Here is a 13,258-nt window from a genome sequence, read left to right on the forward strand (position 1 = left end):
CCCGTGCCGATCGACCCCGGACCCACGCCGTGGGCGCTGCCGACCCCGCGGCGGCGCGACCCGGACCTGATCGCGGTCGGCGGCGACCTGGACCCGGCCACCCTGCTGGCGGCGTACCGGGGCGGGCTCTTCCCGATGCCGGTCCCCGAGCTCGGTGCCGGCGAGATCGGTTGGTGGTCGCCGGCGGCGCGCGGCGTGCTCCCGCTCGACGGCCTGGTCGTCTCGCGCTCGTTGCGCCGGTCGTTGCGCCGCTACGAGGTCCGGGTCGACACCGCCTTCGCCGACGTCGTGGACCGGTGCGCCGACCCGTCCCGCGACGGCGCCTGGATCGACGCCCCGGTAGCGGCGGCGTACGAGCGCCTGCACCGGCTCGGCTGGGCGCACTCGGTCGAGGCGTGGGCCGACGGCGAGCTCGTCGGCGGCCTGTACGGCGTCGCGGTCGGGGGCCTCTTCGCCGGTGAGTCGATGTTCTCCCGCGCGCCCGATGCCTCGAAGGTCGCCCTCGTCGCCCTGGTCGACCTCCTCCGCGACGAGCACGCCGACCTCCGCGTCCTCGACACCCAGTGGGTCACCCCGCACCTCGCCTCCCTCGGTGTCGTCGAGATCCCCCGCGCCGCGTACCTGGCCCGTGTCGCCCGCGCTCTGGAGGTCCCGCTGCCGCCGGTGTGGCGGTGACGGTTTCCCCTCTTCCCTTGGGAATCCGACCCGACAGCCCGATGCAACAGGCTGTTCGGCCGGCATCAGGCTGGAAGCGCGGGCCTCAGGCCACGTCCACGATCAGTACGCCGACCGCGACGGCCACGTAGACCACCGCGGCGACGGCGACCACGCGGGCCCGGGTGGGCTCGTCGAGACGGGTGCGGCCGAGGAGCCAGGCGAGGGCGGGCAGCACCAGGACTCCGTGCAGCGTGGCGCCGTGGAAGTCCTTGAGGAAGCCGGTGACCCGGTACATCGTGGCGGCGGTGTCGCCCTGGGCGCGGGCGATCGAGCCGCGCGCGATCATCGCCGCGCCCGACGCCAGGCCGGCGAGCAGCAGCAGCCAGCCGGCGCGCTGGGCCAGCACCATGCTCGGCGGTCCGTCGACGTGGCCGCGGAGGGCGACGACCGCGAACCAGCCGAGCACGACGACGAGTACACCGCCGCCGACGGCGAGGGTCATCGCGACGGCGGTGTTCGTCGGCGTCGAGGTGTTCAGGTGGGAGGGGACGTCCCGCCAGGCCTGAAGGGTGATGCCGCCGACCTCGACGAGGCAGTCGACGGCGAAGACCACGAGCAGCACCCGACGGGTCCGTTCCGGCATCCGCAGGTACGACGTCACCCAGACGACCGTCGCCAGGGTGACGCCGAAGGAGAGCCCGAACGTGAACGGCTTGCGCCAGGAGACCGGGCCGTGCCAGGGCCGGTCGTCGAGGAAGAACACCCCGAGGTGCACCAGCCCGGAGACGACCAGGAGGGCGGCGAGCAGCAGGCAGGCCCGGGCGACGGGATCGGTCATCCGGCGGCGCACCAAATCGTTCATGCTCTGAACTATTACACGCCAGAGCGATTGTGCGAAACTCGGTCCGTGACCAGACCTCCCGGACGGCCCAGCGGCGCGGCGCTGCTGCTCTCCCAGGTCGGGGCGCACGTCGCCGCGGAGTTCGCGCGCCGGCTCGCGCCGCTCGACCTCACCCCGCCGCACGTCGGGATCCTCCGGGTGCTCGCGTTCCGGCCCGGGATCAGCCAGCAGGAGCTCGCCGCAGCGATCGGGGCGGTGCCGAGCCGGGTGGTGAAACTGCTCGACGAGCTGGCGGACCGCGGCCTCGTCGAGCGCCGTCGGAGCCCTACCGACCGGCGGTTGCACGAGCTGCACCTGGCGCCGGAAGCGACCGAGCGTCTCGCGGAGGTGCGGCAGATCGCCGCGGAGCACGACCGAGCGGTCACGGCGGGCCTGACCGCCGCCGAGCGCGGCACGCTCGTCGAGCTGCTCGGCAAGATCGCCGCCGAGCACGGGATCGCGGCCTCGGGACACCCGGGCTACCGGGCCCCCTAGCCGAAACCCACCGCGCGCGTCAGAAGACGAACGGCTCGCCGGGGTTGACCTGCGGGTCGGTGACCATGGGCCGACCGGCGGCGGACCAGTCGAGCATCCCGCCGTCCAGGTTGACCGCCTGGTAGCCGGACTGGACGAGGTAGCCGGTCGCCTGGGCGGACCGGCCGCCGACCTTGCAGACCACGAGCACCTGGCTGTCGGCGGGAACCTCGCCGACGCGTTCGACCAGCTCCATCAGCGGGATGTGCAGCGCGCCGTCGATCCGGCCGTGCGCCCACTCGACGGGCTCGCGGACGTCGAGCACCGTCAGGCCCTCGGGAAGCGGGTGGGGGACCTGATCGATGCTGACCGTGGGAATGCCGTTCACGGCATCAAGAGTAGGTGGCTACTTCAACAGCTTCGACATCCGCCGGTCCGCGAGCGGCTTGCCGCCGGTCTGGCAGGTCGCGCAGTACTGCAGGCTTCGGTCCGCGAACGACACCTCGCGTACGACGTCGCCGCACACCGGGCACTTCTCGCCGGTGCGCCCGTGCACGCGCATGTTCGACTTCTTCTCGCCCTTGAGCTCGCTCGCCGCCAGGCCGTCGGCGCGGGCCAGTGCGGCGCCCAGCTCGTCGCGGATCGTCGCGTGCAGCAGCTCGAGCTCGTCCTCGGTCAGGCTGTTGGCCGGCTTGAACGGAGACATCTTCGCGGCGTGCAGGATCTCGTCGGAGTACGCGTTCCCGATCCCGGCGATGTTGCTCTGGTAGCGCAGCACCCCCTTGATCTGGGCGCGACCGGCCTCCTCGAGGATCCCGCGGAGCACGTCCACGGTGAAGTCCGCGGAGAGTGGGTCGGGTCCGAGCCGGGCGATCCCCTCGACGTCCTGCGGATCGCGGACGACGTACAGGGCGAGGCTCTTGCGGGTGCCGGCCTCGGTGATGTCGAGCCCGCTGCCGTCGTCGAGCACGATCCGGGCCGCGAGCGGGGACTTGCTGTTCGGCCGGGCGGGCAGCTTCGGCACCTCGTCCTTCCACCGGACCCAGCCGGCCAGGGCCAGGTGCAGCACGAGATGGGTGCCGGAGACGTCGATGTCGAGGAACTTGCCGTGCCGGCTGACGCCGTCGACCATCCCGCCGGCGAGTGCGGTGACCGGCGGGTCGAAGGTCTTCAGGCAGGAGAAGTTCGCGATGTCGACGCGTACGACGGCCCGGCCGTCGAGCCGCCCGGCCAGGTCGCGGGCGAGTGCTTCCACCTCGGGCAGCTCGGGCATGAGGTCACCGTAGCGTCAGCGGCAGCCGAACAGCTTCTGGAGCGCGTTGCAGGTCTTGGTCGGCGACGGGGTCGGGGCGGGGCTCGCCGGCGCGGTGGTGGCCGGCGCCGAAGGTGAGCTGGACGACGTCGGCTTCGGTGCCGCGGGGCTGGTCGGCTTGGCCGTCGCCTTGCGGGTCGGCTTCGACGCGGGCTTGGGTGCGGTCACCGGCTCCGTCGTGGCGGCCGCGGCCGCCGTCGCCACGGCGGTGGCGGTCGGGGTGTTGACCAGCGTCGGCACCTGGGTCGGCGCCGGGGTCGGTGTCGGCGTCTCGGTCGGCGGGCTGGCCGGGTCGGCGGGCTCGGCCACGGCGTCCGCAGCCGGGTCGGTGTCGGTCGGGATCGCCTCAGGGGCCGCACTCGCTGCGGGCTGCTCGTCGTCCTGGCGCGAGACCCCGACCGCGACGCCGACGACGCTGACCACGATGGCGGCGGCGAGCAGCGCGACCAGCGGCCGTCGCCAGCGGCGCTCGGCCCGCCGGCGTGCCGGCACGACCACGGGTACGACGGCCTCCTGCTCGTCGTCCTCGAGCGGAATCGGCTGTCCGCTGGTCTCTGCTTCCAGCCCGTTCCCGTCGTTCCAGCCCGATGCATCGGGCTGTTCGGTCGGAACCCCAAGGGGAGAGGGGAAACCGACGCCCGCCGCAACCACCGGAATCGCAGCCGGAGCCGAAGCAGTCCCCAGCAGCGCGACCAGGGCGACCGGGCTGTGCGCCAGCTCGTGGAACGCCTCGGTGCAGACGGCGCACTCGCTCAGGTGGACCCAGGTGCGGTGCGGGATCTCCGGAGCCGGGTCATCGGGCGCGGCGGCGGTGGCCGCGCCGAGGAACGCGTGCGTGTCCACGCAGTCCGGCGTCTCGGCGCCAGCGGCGTGCCGGCGAAGGTAGGACTCCTGCAGGCGACCGAGCGCCGGGCCGGCCGCGGCCGCGCTTCCGTCGGCCCGGAGCAGCTGCTGGTCCTCGTCCGGGAGCGTGCCGAAGACCTCGCCGAAGGTGCGGGAGGGGAAGACGTCGGGGTGGTCGGCGACGGGGAAGTGCGACCCGCCGAGGTCGTCCTCGCCGAGCTCGTGCACGGCGGCGACCACGAAGCCGGTCGCCTCGTCGGTGGGACCGGTGCCGAGCGCGACGGCGGCGAGGGTACCGACGAGGGCCTCGGCCGCGAGTCCGGGCACCTCGGCCGGGTCCACCAGGCCGCGGGCCGCTTCGAGCGCCTCGGGCCAGAGCCGCACCCAGAGGCGGGCCGCCGCCGCGGGGTCGCCCGTTCCCACGCGGTGCAGCAGCTCCGCATCTGTCTGCTCGTCAGGAGCGAGCGTGAAAGTCATCGTGGTCCCCAGTTCCCGGCCGCCGGCACGACCAGGTCACTCTACGGGCCCGCTCGGAGCCCGTTCCCGGTAGTCGAAGTGTGGACACTTCCCCCGTCGAGGACTCGCTAAACAAATCTAAGGAAACTCCTAGAGACCCGGATATCGTCCGATCATGGACCCGATCCGGAACCCGTACGCGCCCGGCGCAGGGCAGCGACCCCCCGAGCTCGCCGGCCGCGACGTCCAGCTGGCTGCCTTCGACGTCGTGCTCGAACGGGTCGCGAAGGGCCGCCCCGAACGCTCGCTGGTCCTCACCGGGCTGCGCGGCGTCGGCAAGACCGTGCTCCTCAACGCGCTCCGCTCGGCCGCGGTCCGCAAGGGCTGGGGGACCGGCAAGCTCGAGGCCCGCCCCGACCAGAGTCTGCGCCGTCCGCTGGCGAGCGCGCTGCACCAGGCCGTCCGCGAGCTCGGCCACCCCGAGGCCGACCAGGTCGAGTCCGTGCTCGCGGTCATCAAGGCGTTCGTCCAGCGCGACGCCGCGCCGGGCACCAGGCTGCGCGACGTCTGGAACCCCGGCATCGAGGTCGCCGCGGCGAAGGGGCGCGCCGACTCCGGCGACGTCGAGATCGACCTGGTCGAGCTCCTCACCGACGTCGGCGGGCTCGCGGCCGACGTCGGCAAGGGGATCGCGGTCTTCATCGACGAGATGCAGGACCTCGGGCCGGCCGACGTCTCCGCGCTGTGCGCCGCCTGCCACGAGCTCAGCCAGTCCGGTCTGCCGGTGATCGTCGTCGGCGCGGGACTCCCGCACCTGCCGGCGGTCCTCTCGGCCAGCAAGTCCTACTCCGAGCGGCTCTTCCGCTACCAGCGGATCGACCGGCTCAGCCGGGAGGAGGCGGACCGGGCGCTGTCGGCCCCGGCGACCGAGGAGGACGCCGCCTTCGAGGACGGAGCGCTGGCCGCCCTGTACGACGCCACTGGCGGCTACCCCTACTTCATCCAGGCCTACGGCAAGGCCGTCTGGGACGTCGCTCCGCGCAGCCCGATCACCGCGGCGGACGTGGCCGTCGGCGCGCCCGAGGCCGAGGCCGAGCTGGCGGTCGGCTTCTTCGGGAGCCGCTACGAACGGGCCACCCCCGGCGAGCGCGAGTACCTGCGGGCGATGGCCGACGCCGCCGCGGAGCTGCACGAGGACGTGGTCGACGAGGTCGGCAGCGTCCCGACCGCCGACGTCGCCGCGACCCTCGGCAAGAAGCCGCAGTCGCTGTCCCCGGCGCGCGACGCCCTGCTGAAGAAGGGGCTCATCTACTCCGGCGAGCGCGGCCGGATCGCCTTCACCGTGCCGCACTTCGGGCGGTACCTGCGCGACCGCGGCTGACGGGTCCGTCGGACCGCACGTCGCGGCCGGTCCGGACCCCGGTAGCGTCGGAGAATGGCCCAGACGATGAAGATCCGCCGCGCGTTCGCCCGAGGAGTCCTCCGGGCGACCCGGTGGAAGCTCACCGGCGACGTCCCCGCGAGCGGGATCCTGGTGGGCGCGCCGCACACCTCGCAGTGGGACTGGGTCGCCACGATGCTGATCGCCTGGGGCAGCGGCCGGCAGCCGAAGCTGCTGATCAAGCACAGCTACTTCCAGGGCCCGCTCGGCCCGGTGCTGCGCTGGACCGGCGGGATCCCGCTCGACCGGGAGAACCCCGGGGCGGCGGTCCGGGCGCTGCTGAAGGAGGCCGAGACCCACGAGTCCTTCCTGCTGGCCATCGCGGCGGAGGGCACCCGCGGCAAGGGCGAGTACTGGAAGCCGGGCTTCTACCGGATCTCCCAGCAGACCGGTCTCCCGATCACCCTGGGCTTCGTCGACGGCCCGACCCGCAGCCTCGGGATGGGGCCGACCTTCCACCCGACCGGCGACGTGAGGGCCGACATGGACTTCGTCCGGGCCTTCTACGCCGACAAGCACGGCATCCGGCCCGAGAACCGCACCGAGCCCCGGCTGCGCGAGGAGAACGGCGGTCTGCCCGGGTGACGGAGCCGCCGCTGGAGGCAGCGCTCCGGGACGCGATCGAGGACCGCGCCGGCCCGGTCCTGCGTGCCGCCGGCTACGAGGAGTCCGGTTCCACCTGGCGGCGCTGCAACCCCGGCGGCGACTGGGCCGTCGTCGACCTGGAGACCACGTCGAGCGACGGGATCGCCCGCTGCGTGGTCGCGCTCGCGATCGTCCCGGGCCCGTGGCTCGACTTCATGGGCGAGTGGCTGGGCCGCCCGCCGCACCAGGTGAACGAGTCGCTGGGCCTCTACCGCGAACGCCTCAGCCCGTCCGGGAGCCCGTCCGGGAGCCCGTCCGGGAGCCCGGCCGGAGCCGACGGGGCCTGGCAGGCCGGGGATCCCGCTGCCGCCGAGGAGGTGGCGCAGGAGGTCGCCGACCGGCTGACGTACGACGGCCTGCCGCTCGTCGACCGGCTCCTCGACCGGGACGCGTTCCTGGCCACGCTCCGCGCCGGCGACCTCGGGATGATCAGACCGGAGAACTTCCGCGGACTGTTCCCGTTCGCCGAGGCCGTGCTGCTCTCCGAGGACGGCCCGAGCGACCGGCTCGAGGAGCTCCTGGAGCTCGCCCGCGTCCGGGCCGCACCCGGGCGGGAGGACAGCGCCGCCCGGTACGCCGCGTGGATCCGCGCGCGGGCCCGCGCGGCGGGGCGTCACCAGGGACTGGGCTGGTAGTCCTTCACGAAGCAGCCGTAGAGGTCCTCGCCCGCCTCGCCGAGCACGATCGGGTCGTAGACCCGGGCGGCGCCGTCGACCAGGTCCAGCGGGGCGTGCCAGCCCTCGGCGGCGATCCGCAGCTTCTCGTGGTGCGGCCGCTCGTCGGTGATCCAGCCGGTGTCGACGGCGGTCATCAGGATCTTGTCGGTCTCGAACATCTCGCCCGCGCTGGTGCGGGTCATCATGTTGAGCGCCGCCTTCGCCATGTTGGTGTGCGGGTGACCGGGGCCCTTGTAGCGGCGTGAGAACTGCCCCTCCATCGCGGACACGTTCACCACGTACGCGCGCCGGGCGCCGGCCTGCACGGCGGCCCGCATCGAGGGCCGCAGCCGGGAGACCAGCAGGAACGGCGCGATCGAGTTGCAGAACTGCACCTCGAGCAGCTCCAGCGGGTCGACCTCGTCGACGACCTGGGTCCAGGAGTTGTTCTGCTGCACGTCGGGGAGCAGGCCACCGGCGTCGACCGCGGTCCCGGCCAGGTGCGCCTCCAGCGAGGCGTTGCCGGCCTTGAGCGCGAGCGCGGTCAGGGACGCGGCGTTGTGGGCCTGCAGCGCCTGCTCGGCCGACTCGCCCTCGTGGTGGGCCACCGACAGGTTCTCGAGCGCACCGGCGATCGCCGCCGGGTGCGCCTCGGAGATGCGGTCGAACGTCACCATCTCGGGGAGCCCGGAAGGAAGCCCGGACAGGTCCGGCAGCGGCGCCGCCTCCATCTCGACGAGCTGGGAGTAGGCGCCGGGCGAGCGTCGTACGGTCTGGCAGGCGTTGTTGATGAGGATGTCGAGGGGACCGGCGGCGGCGACGTCGTCGGTCAGCGCGATCACCTGGGTCGGGTCGCGCAGGTCGATGCCGACGACCTTGAGCCGGTGCAGCCAGTCCGCGCTGTCCTCCATCGCCGCGAACCGGCGGACGGCGTCCTTGGGGAACCGCGTCGTGATCGTGGTGTGCGCGCCGTCGCGGAGCAGGCGCAGCGCGATGTACATCCCGATCTTGGCGCGCCCGCCGGTCAGGAGCGCGCGCTTGCCGGTGAGGTCGGTCCGCTGGTCCCGCTTGCTGTGGCTGAAGGCCGCACAGCTCGGGCAGAGCCAGTGGTAGAAGGCGTCGACCAGGGTGAAGTCCTGCTTGCAGATGTAGCAGCCGCGCGCCGTGATCAGCTCGCCGGCGAAGGCGCCGGTCGCCGTGGAGACCAGCGGGATCCCGGCGGTCTCGTCGTCGATGCGCAGGGCGCTGCCGGTCGCGGTCTTCTCGATGATGTCCTGGTCGTGCTTGAACCGGATCTGCCGGATCTCGGCCCGGCGGGCCTTCTTGATCATCTTGTACATGTACGACGCCGCCCGCTTCACGGTGCGCACGTCGTCGTGGTCCGGCGGCAGCGTCTGCAGCTGCGAGAGCACCCTGAGGGTGACCGCCAGCTCCTCGGGGTCGATCCCGGTGGGCGTGTCGTCTGGGTGAGTCACCGAGGAATCCTACGTCCGGTTGCAGAATGGACCTCATGCAGGCCAGGCCCCAGGTGGTCGCGCACCGCGGGTCGAGCGCGTCCAATGCCGAGCACACGCTCGGGGCGTACGTCGCCGCGCTCGACGAGGGCGCCGAGGCGCTGGAGTGCGACGTACGGCTGACCGCCGACGGCCACCTGGTGTGCGTGCACGACCGCGACCTCCGGCGGGTCGCCAACAGCGACCGGGTGGTGTCCTCGATGGAGCTCTCCGACCTGGAGCAGCTGGACGTCGCCAGCTGGAAGCACCCGTGGGCCGACCTGGACGACGAAGCCCCCGAGATGGATCCGGAGCTCGGCAAGGTCCTGACGCTGCGCCGGCTGCTGGAGACGGTCGCCGACTACTCCCGGCCGGTGGAGCTCGCGATCGAGACCAAGCACCCGACCCGGTACGCCGGGCTGGTGGAGCGGCGCCTCGTCGAGGACCTCGGCGACTTCGGCTGGGCGGGGAAGGGCTCGCCGGTCCGGGTGATGTCGTTCTCCTGGATCGCGTTGCGCCGGGTCCGGCAGTCGGCGCCCGACCTGCGGCTGGTGTTCCTGATGGACGGGCCGAGCGACTGGGCCCGGGTGCGCCCGTTCGCGGACAACGACTGGATCGCGGGACCGGGGATCAAGCTGCTGCGCAAGTACCCCGACCAGATCCGGCGGATCCGCAGGAAGGGCACTGAGCTGCACGTCTGGACCGTCAACGAGCCCGACGACGTCGACCTGTGCGTCGAGCTCGGCGTCTCCGCGGTGATCACCGACCGGCCGGGCGACACGCTCGCCTACCTGGAGCGCTGAGCCCGTGACTCCCGACCCCGAGGTCTGCCGCGAGGTTTGCGCGGAGGACAACCGGGGCAGAACCGTCCAGACCCTGGTTCGCCCGACCGGAGGACACCGGATGAGTGCCTGCATCGCCACACCCCTTCAGGGGCCCGTGTCGATGAGCCTGCCCTTCGCGGCGGAGAGCGCCGGCGACGTGCGCCTGGCGCTGGAGTCGTGGCTCGGGCACCAGGGGTACCCCGACGGCGTGGTCGACGATGCGCGGCTGGTCGCGACCGAGCTGGTCGGCAACGCGGTGCGGCACGCCTCGCCGCTGCGCAACGGCACCGTCCTGGTCCGCTGGCACCTGGAGAACGGCCGGCTCGAGCTGACCGTGGCCGACGGTGGCGGGGCGTCGTCGCCGCGGGTGCAGCGGGCGGCTCCCGAGGCGCTCGGCGGCCGTGGCCTCGCCATCGTCGAGGCGCTGAGCAGCACCTGGTGGGTCGAGCGCACCAGCTACCTGCACGCCGTGCACGTCCGGATGGACCTGGCGAACCCGGGCCGGCAGCAGGCGGCATCCCCCGCAAAGTGATGCCCTAGCCTTCCCCCATGGGCAAGAAGTCGCGCGTCAAGGCACGTTCCGTCGAGTCGACCCCTGGGGAGGTCGGGCCGCGCCAGCCGTGCCCGTGCGGCTCCGGACGGCGCTACAAGTCCTGCCACGGCAGCGCGTCCGGCGCGCCCGCGACCTGGTCGGCGCGACCGTTCGAGGGCCTGCCCGACGAGGCCGACCTGATCGCCCTGCGCGAGTTCGTCCCGGCCGCGACCGCGCCGCTGAAGGTCAAGGGGTCCGACCGCACCGTGAAGCTCGCGACGCTGCTGCCGGGCGCCGCGCCGGCTCTGGTGCGCGACAACGGAACGATCTGGCTGGGCCTCCAGGTCCAGCACGCGTACGGCGACCCGAGCCGTGACCTGGCCGCCGTGCTCGAGCTCGCCCTGGAGGCCGAGCCGGGAACGCTGGTCGGCCTGACCGCCGACCCGGGTGACGGCCCGCGGCTGCAGGACCTGATCGACGGCGATCTCGACATCACCGTGCACGACGGCTTCGACTACTGGGCCGAGGACCTCGACGACCCGGACGGCTCGATGGCCGCGGTCCTGGAGCAGGCCAACGCGGCCGCCTCTCCGACGGTCCGCCTCGACGGTGTCGGGTCGGCGTACTGGACGGCGATGGGGGAGCGCGAGTTCCTCCGCTGGGTCCGGCCGGAGGACGAGGACACCCTGCTCGACGCACTCGCCCGGCTGCACGCCGCCGGCAAGGACACCCTGGTCGACGGGGGCCGCCTGATCGGGATGTTCCGGGCGCACGGCGTGCTCGTCCCGGTGTGGGAGTTCCCGTTCGGGACCGGCGCCGAGGCGATCGCGGGGCCGGTCGCCGAGCTCGACGCGCTGCTCACCGAGACCCTGGCCGACACCAGCCCGCTCAGCACCGAGGAGCGCGCCTCCCGGGCGGGTCTGGCGAGCCGTCAGCTGACCGTCCGCTGAGCAGTTCCGGGGCCGTCCCGGAGTGGGTCTTTGGTCCCTTTTTGCAGGAGGGCCAACCCAAACCAGACCACCAGGACCGAAATCCTGACAGATCACATGGACCTGTTCTAGAGTGGTTGTCAGCCCGGTCGGCGTTGCATCCCCCGTCAACACCGACCGGGCCTTTCCATGTCCGGACGGGTGTCCGGACACCCGTCCGGACACCGCGGTCGGTGCCTAGTCGCGGTCGATCGGGCAGCTCATGCAGCGGGGCCCGCCGCGGCCCGAACCGAGCTCGGAGCCGGCGATCGCGATGACCTCGATGCCGGCGGCCTCGAGCCGCGCGTTGGTCTCGACGTTGCGCTCGTAGGCGACGGCCACCCGGGGTGCCAGGGCGAGGGTGTTGTTGCCGTCGTCCCACTGCTCGCGCTCGGCGGTGACCGGGTCGAGGCCGGTGTCGATCTGGTGCAGAGTGTCGATCTGCATCGCCTTCGCGGCGGCGGTGAGGAACGGCTCCGCCGGGGCGACGTCGAGGACGCCGGGCTCGCTCTGCGTGACCGCGTGCGCGACCAGCTGGTCGGCGACGTTCGGGTACATCACGATCTTGTCGACGTCGACCATCGTGCAGACGGTGTCCAGGTGCATCGTGGCCCGCTCCTGGGCGATCGGCACCGCCAGCACGGTCGTCGCCAGGCCGTCGTCGAAGACCTGCCGGGCCAGCCGCTCGACCCCGGCGGGAGTGGTCCGCTCGCCGACGCCGACGGCGATCACCCCGGGGCCGAGCAGCAGCACGTCGCCACCCTCGACGTGCTCGCGGTGCGCGCCGTGGATCCGGCGCGTGCCCGCGAACCGCGGGTGCAGCGCGTAGATCAGGTCGGTCAGCTGGGTCTCCCGCTCCCGGGCCGGCATCGCCAGCGAGGTCACCGCGACCCGGTCGCCGATCCAGACGCTGGAGTCGCGGGTGAAGAGCAGGTTCGGCAGCGGGTCGAGGAGGAAGTCGTCGTGCGCGAGCAGCGACGTCACGAGGCCGAACCCGCCGCGGACCTCGTCGTTGCGCAGCCCCGCGGTCAGCACCTGGGCGAGCGCCGCCGGGTCGAGGTCGGCCAGGGCTCCGGCCAGGTAGCCGCGCAGGGTGTCGCCCAGCCGCAACGAGCCGAGCACGTCGGTGATCGCGCGGTCGCGCGCGTCGGCGTCGGCGAGCGTCTCGGTGAGGAGGTCGACCAGGTAGAGCACCTCGACGTCGCGGTCGCGCAGCGCCTGGGCGAAGGCGTCGTGCTCCTCCTGCGCGCGACCGATCCAGGGGATCCCGTCGAAGAGCAGCTTGTCGTTGTTGCGGGGGGTCAGTCGCTTGAGCTCGGGTCCGGGACGGTGGAGCATCACCGTCCGCAGTGTCCCGACCTCGCTGTTCGCGCCCAGGCTCATGCCGAGCACACTACTTCGACCGGGCCCTGGGGGCGGAGACGTGGCCCGGGGGCCTCAGGCCAGCAGCTCGTACGCCGTCACCGCGGCCAGTGCCAGGCAGACCGAGCCGCCGATGTAGTGGATCACCGAGAGCTTCACGTGGCGCAGCAGCACCCGGCCGGCGATCACGGCCAGGCCGGAGACCGCGAGCAGCGCGCCCCAGGCGCCGAGGAAGACGCTCAGCGGGTCGTCGTACTTGCCGACCAGGCTGATCGTCAGCAGCTGGGACAGGTCGCCCCACTCGGCCGCGAAGAGCACCAGGAACGAGGCTCCGATGGCGGCCAGACCGGTCTTCGGGTCCGTCGCCTTGGCCTCGAACTCGGCCTCGGTGCCGGCCTCCTCCGCGTCGGCCTTCGGTGCCTCGCGGAAGAGCACCACGGCGCCGATCAGGAAGATCACCCCGGCCACCGCGTGCACCAGGTTCTCCGGCAGGAAGGTGACCGCCTTGCCGACGGTCACGGCGATCAGCGTCTGGACCAGGAAGGCGAGGCCGACCCCGATCCACACGAAGAGGCCGCGGTACCGGGTCGAGAGCACCAGCGCCGCGATGAACGTCTTGTCCGGCAGCTCGACGACGAAGATCGCGGCGAAGGTCAGGGCGACGACGGTCAGGTCCACCGGGACAACCTACGTGCCGGGCGCCCACCCCGGAGCG

Annotated in this window: 15 protein-coding genes; 8 read left to right on the forward strand and 7 right to left on the reverse strand. The window is 72.8% G+C overall.

Annotated elements, in window-relative coordinates:
• Positions 1 to 3: 3 nt before the first annotated feature.
• Positions 4 to 675, forward strand: coding sequence for a leucyl/phenylalanyl-tRNA--protein transferase (aat, locus tag AB4Y76_RS01105; RefSeq protein WP_441921591.1), 672 nt, complete (start codon positions 4 to 6; stop codon positions 673 to 675).
• A gap of 85 nt (positions 676 to 760) precedes the next feature.
• On the opposite strand, the gene AB4Y76_RS01110 is transcribed toward aat, so the two are convergent.
• On the reverse strand, positions 761 to 1,519 hold the full coding sequence (locus AB4Y76_RS01110) for a hypothetical protein (protein ID WP_441921593.1): 759 nt from the start codon (positions 1,517 to 1,519) through the stop codon (positions 761 to 763).
• Between the two features lie 45 nt (positions 1,520 to 1,564).
• On the opposite strand from AB4Y76_RS01110, the gene AB4Y76_RS01115 reads away from it, so the two are divergent.
• A complete protein-coding gene (locus AB4Y76_RS01115; RefSeq protein ID WP_441921595.1) occupies positions 1,565 to 2,032 on the forward strand; it encodes a MarR family winged helix-turn-helix transcriptional regulator in 468 nt (155 codons plus the stop codon).
• 19 nt (positions 2,033 to 2,051) lie between these two features.
• Here AB4Y76_RS01115 and AB4Y76_RS01120 read toward each other — a convergent pair whose 3' ends face one another.
• Genes AB4Y76_RS01120 through AB4Y76_RS01130 form a run of 3 tightly spaced genes read right to left on the reverse strand, consistent with a single transcriptional unit; the run spans position 2,052 to position 4,643 of the window.
• Positions 2,052 to 2,399, reverse strand: a complete 348-nt coding sequence (locus AB4Y76_RS01120; RefSeq protein ID WP_441921597.1) for a rhodanese-like domain-containing protein — start codon at positions 2,397 to 2,399, stop codon at positions 2,052 to 2,054.
• A gap of 18 nt (positions 2,400 to 2,417) precedes the next feature.
• A complete protein-coding gene (locus AB4Y76_RS01125) occupies positions 2,418 to 3,284 on the reverse strand; it encodes an Fpg/Nei family DNA glycosylase (protein ID WP_441921599.1) in 867 nt (288 codons plus the stop codon).
• Between the two features lie 15 nt (positions 3,285 to 3,299).
• Positions 3,300 to 4,643 (reverse strand): hypothetical protein, encoded by a 1,344-nt coding sequence (locus tag AB4Y76_RS01130; protein ID WP_441921601.1) that lies wholly within the window; start codon positions 4,641 to 4,643, stop codon positions 3,300 to 3,302.
• Positions 4,644 to 4,797: 154 nt separating this feature from the next.
• Between AB4Y76_RS01130 and AB4Y76_RS01135 the strand changes: the two genes are divergently transcribed.
• From AB4Y76_RS01135 to AB4Y76_RS01145, 3 genes are read left to right on the forward strand one after another with little or no spacing between them, the layout of a single operon-like run.
• Positions 4,798 to 6,003 (forward strand): AAA family ATPase, encoded by a 1,206-nt coding sequence (locus AB4Y76_RS01135; protein ID WP_441921603.1) that lies wholly within the window; start codon positions 4,798 to 4,800, stop codon positions 6,001 to 6,003.
• Between the two features lie 54 nt (positions 6,004 to 6,057).
• Positions 6,058 to 6,648 (forward strand): 1-acyl-sn-glycerol-3-phosphate acyltransferase, encoded by a 591-nt coding sequence (locus AB4Y76_RS01140; protein ID WP_441921604.1) that lies wholly within the window; start codon positions 6,058 to 6,060, stop codon positions 6,646 to 6,648.
• The gene (locus AB4Y76_RS01145) at positions 6,645 to 7,343 is read left to right on the forward strand and encodes a DUF4304 domain-containing protein (protein WP_441921606.1); all 699 of its coding nucleotides are present in this window, start codon (positions 6,645 to 6,647) and stop codon (positions 7,341 to 7,343) included. Before AB4Y76_RS01140 ends, AB4Y76_RS01145 begins: the two co-directional genes overlap by 4 nt.
• Here AB4Y76_RS01145 and AB4Y76_RS01150 read toward each other — a convergent pair.
• Positions 7,322 to 8,839 (reverse strand): SDR family NAD(P)-dependent oxidoreductase, encoded by a 1,518-nt coding sequence (locus tag AB4Y76_RS01150; protein WP_441921608.1) that lies wholly within the window; start codon positions 8,837 to 8,839, stop codon positions 7,322 to 7,324. The two genes, AB4Y76_RS01145 and AB4Y76_RS01150, sit on opposite strands and share 22 nt — an antisense overlap.
• 35 nt (positions 8,840 to 8,874) lie before the next feature.
• Between AB4Y76_RS01150 and AB4Y76_RS01155 the strand changes: the two genes are divergently transcribed.
• The 3 genes from AB4Y76_RS01155 (at position 8,875) to AB4Y76_RS01165 (ending at position 11,163) form a co-directional block, all read left to right on the forward strand.
• Complete coding sequence (locus AB4Y76_RS01155; protein WP_441921610.1) at positions 8,875 to 9,660, forward strand: glycerophosphodiester phosphodiesterase family protein; 786 nt, start codon at positions 8,875 to 8,877, stop codon at positions 9,658 to 9,660.
• Between the two features lie 142 nt (positions 9,661 to 9,802).
• A complete protein-coding gene (locus AB4Y76_RS01160; protein WP_441921612.1) occupies positions 9,803 to 10,213 on the forward strand; it encodes an ATP-binding protein in 411 nt (136 codons plus the stop codon).
• Positions 10,214 to 10,230: 17 nt separating this feature from the next.
• On the forward strand, positions 10,231 to 11,163 hold the full coding sequence (locus tag AB4Y76_RS01165) for a DUF5926 family protein (RefSeq protein WP_441921614.1): 933 nt from the start codon (positions 10,231 to 10,233) through the stop codon (positions 11,161 to 11,163).
• Positions 11,164 to 11,379: 216 nt separating this feature from the next.
• On the opposite strand, the gene AB4Y76_RS01170 is transcribed toward AB4Y76_RS01165, so the two are convergent.
• Entirely contained in the window at positions 11,380 to 12,564 is a 1,185-nt protein-coding gene (locus AB4Y76_RS01170; RefSeq protein ID WP_441921616.1) for an arginine deiminase, read from the reverse strand.
• A gap of 54 nt (positions 12,565 to 12,618) precedes the next feature.
• Positions 12,619 to 13,221, reverse strand: coding sequence for a TMEM165/GDT1 family protein (locus AB4Y76_RS01175; protein WP_441921618.1), 603 nt, complete (start codon positions 13,219 to 13,221; stop codon positions 12,619 to 12,621).
• Positions 13,222 to 13,258: the final 37 nt, after the last annotated feature.

The organism is Marmoricola sp. RAF53, from assembly GCF_052114005.1.
GTDB lineage: Bacteria > Actinomycetota > Actinomycetes > Propionibacteriales > Nocardioidaceae > Marmoricola.

Bases quoted from the DNA above. Each gene is read 5' to 3' on its own strand.
- AB4Y76_RS01110 (WP_441921593.1), bottom strand. From the start codon at position 1,519: ATGAACGATTTGGTGCGCCGCCGGATGACCGATCCCGTCGCCCGGGCC.
- AB4Y76_RS01125 (WP_441921599.1), bottom strand. From the start codon at position 3,284: ATGCCCGAGCTGCCCGAGGTGGAAGCACTCGCCCGCGACCTGGCCGGG.
- AB4Y76_RS01130 (WP_441921601.1), bottom strand. From the start codon at position 4,643: ATGACTTTCACGCTCGCTCCTGACGAGCAGACAGATGCGGAGCTGCTG.
- AB4Y76_RS01135 (WP_441921603.1), top strand. From the start codon at position 4,798: ATGGACCCGATCCGGAACCCGTACGCGCCCGGCGCAGGGCAGCGACCC.
- AB4Y76_RS01140 (WP_441921604.1), top strand. From the start codon at position 6,058: ATGGCCCAGACGATGAAGATCCGCCGCGCGTTCGCCCGAGGAGTCCTC.
- AB4Y76_RS01155 (WP_441921610.1), top strand. From the start codon at position 8,875: ATGCAGGCCAGGCCCCAGGTGGTCGCGCACCGCGGGTCGAGCGCGTCC.
- AB4Y76_RS01160 (WP_441921612.1), top strand. From the start codon at position 9,803: ATGAGCCTGCCCTTCGCGGCGGAGAGCGCCGGCGACGTGCGCCTGGCG.
- AB4Y76_RS01165 (WP_441921614.1), top strand. From the start codon at position 10,231: ATGGGCAAGAAGTCGCGCGTCAAGGCACGTTCCGTCGAGTCGACCCCT.
- AB4Y76_RS01170 (WP_441921616.1), bottom strand. From the start codon at position 12,564: ATGAGCCTGGGCGCGAACAGCGAGGTCGGGACACTGCGGACGGTGATG.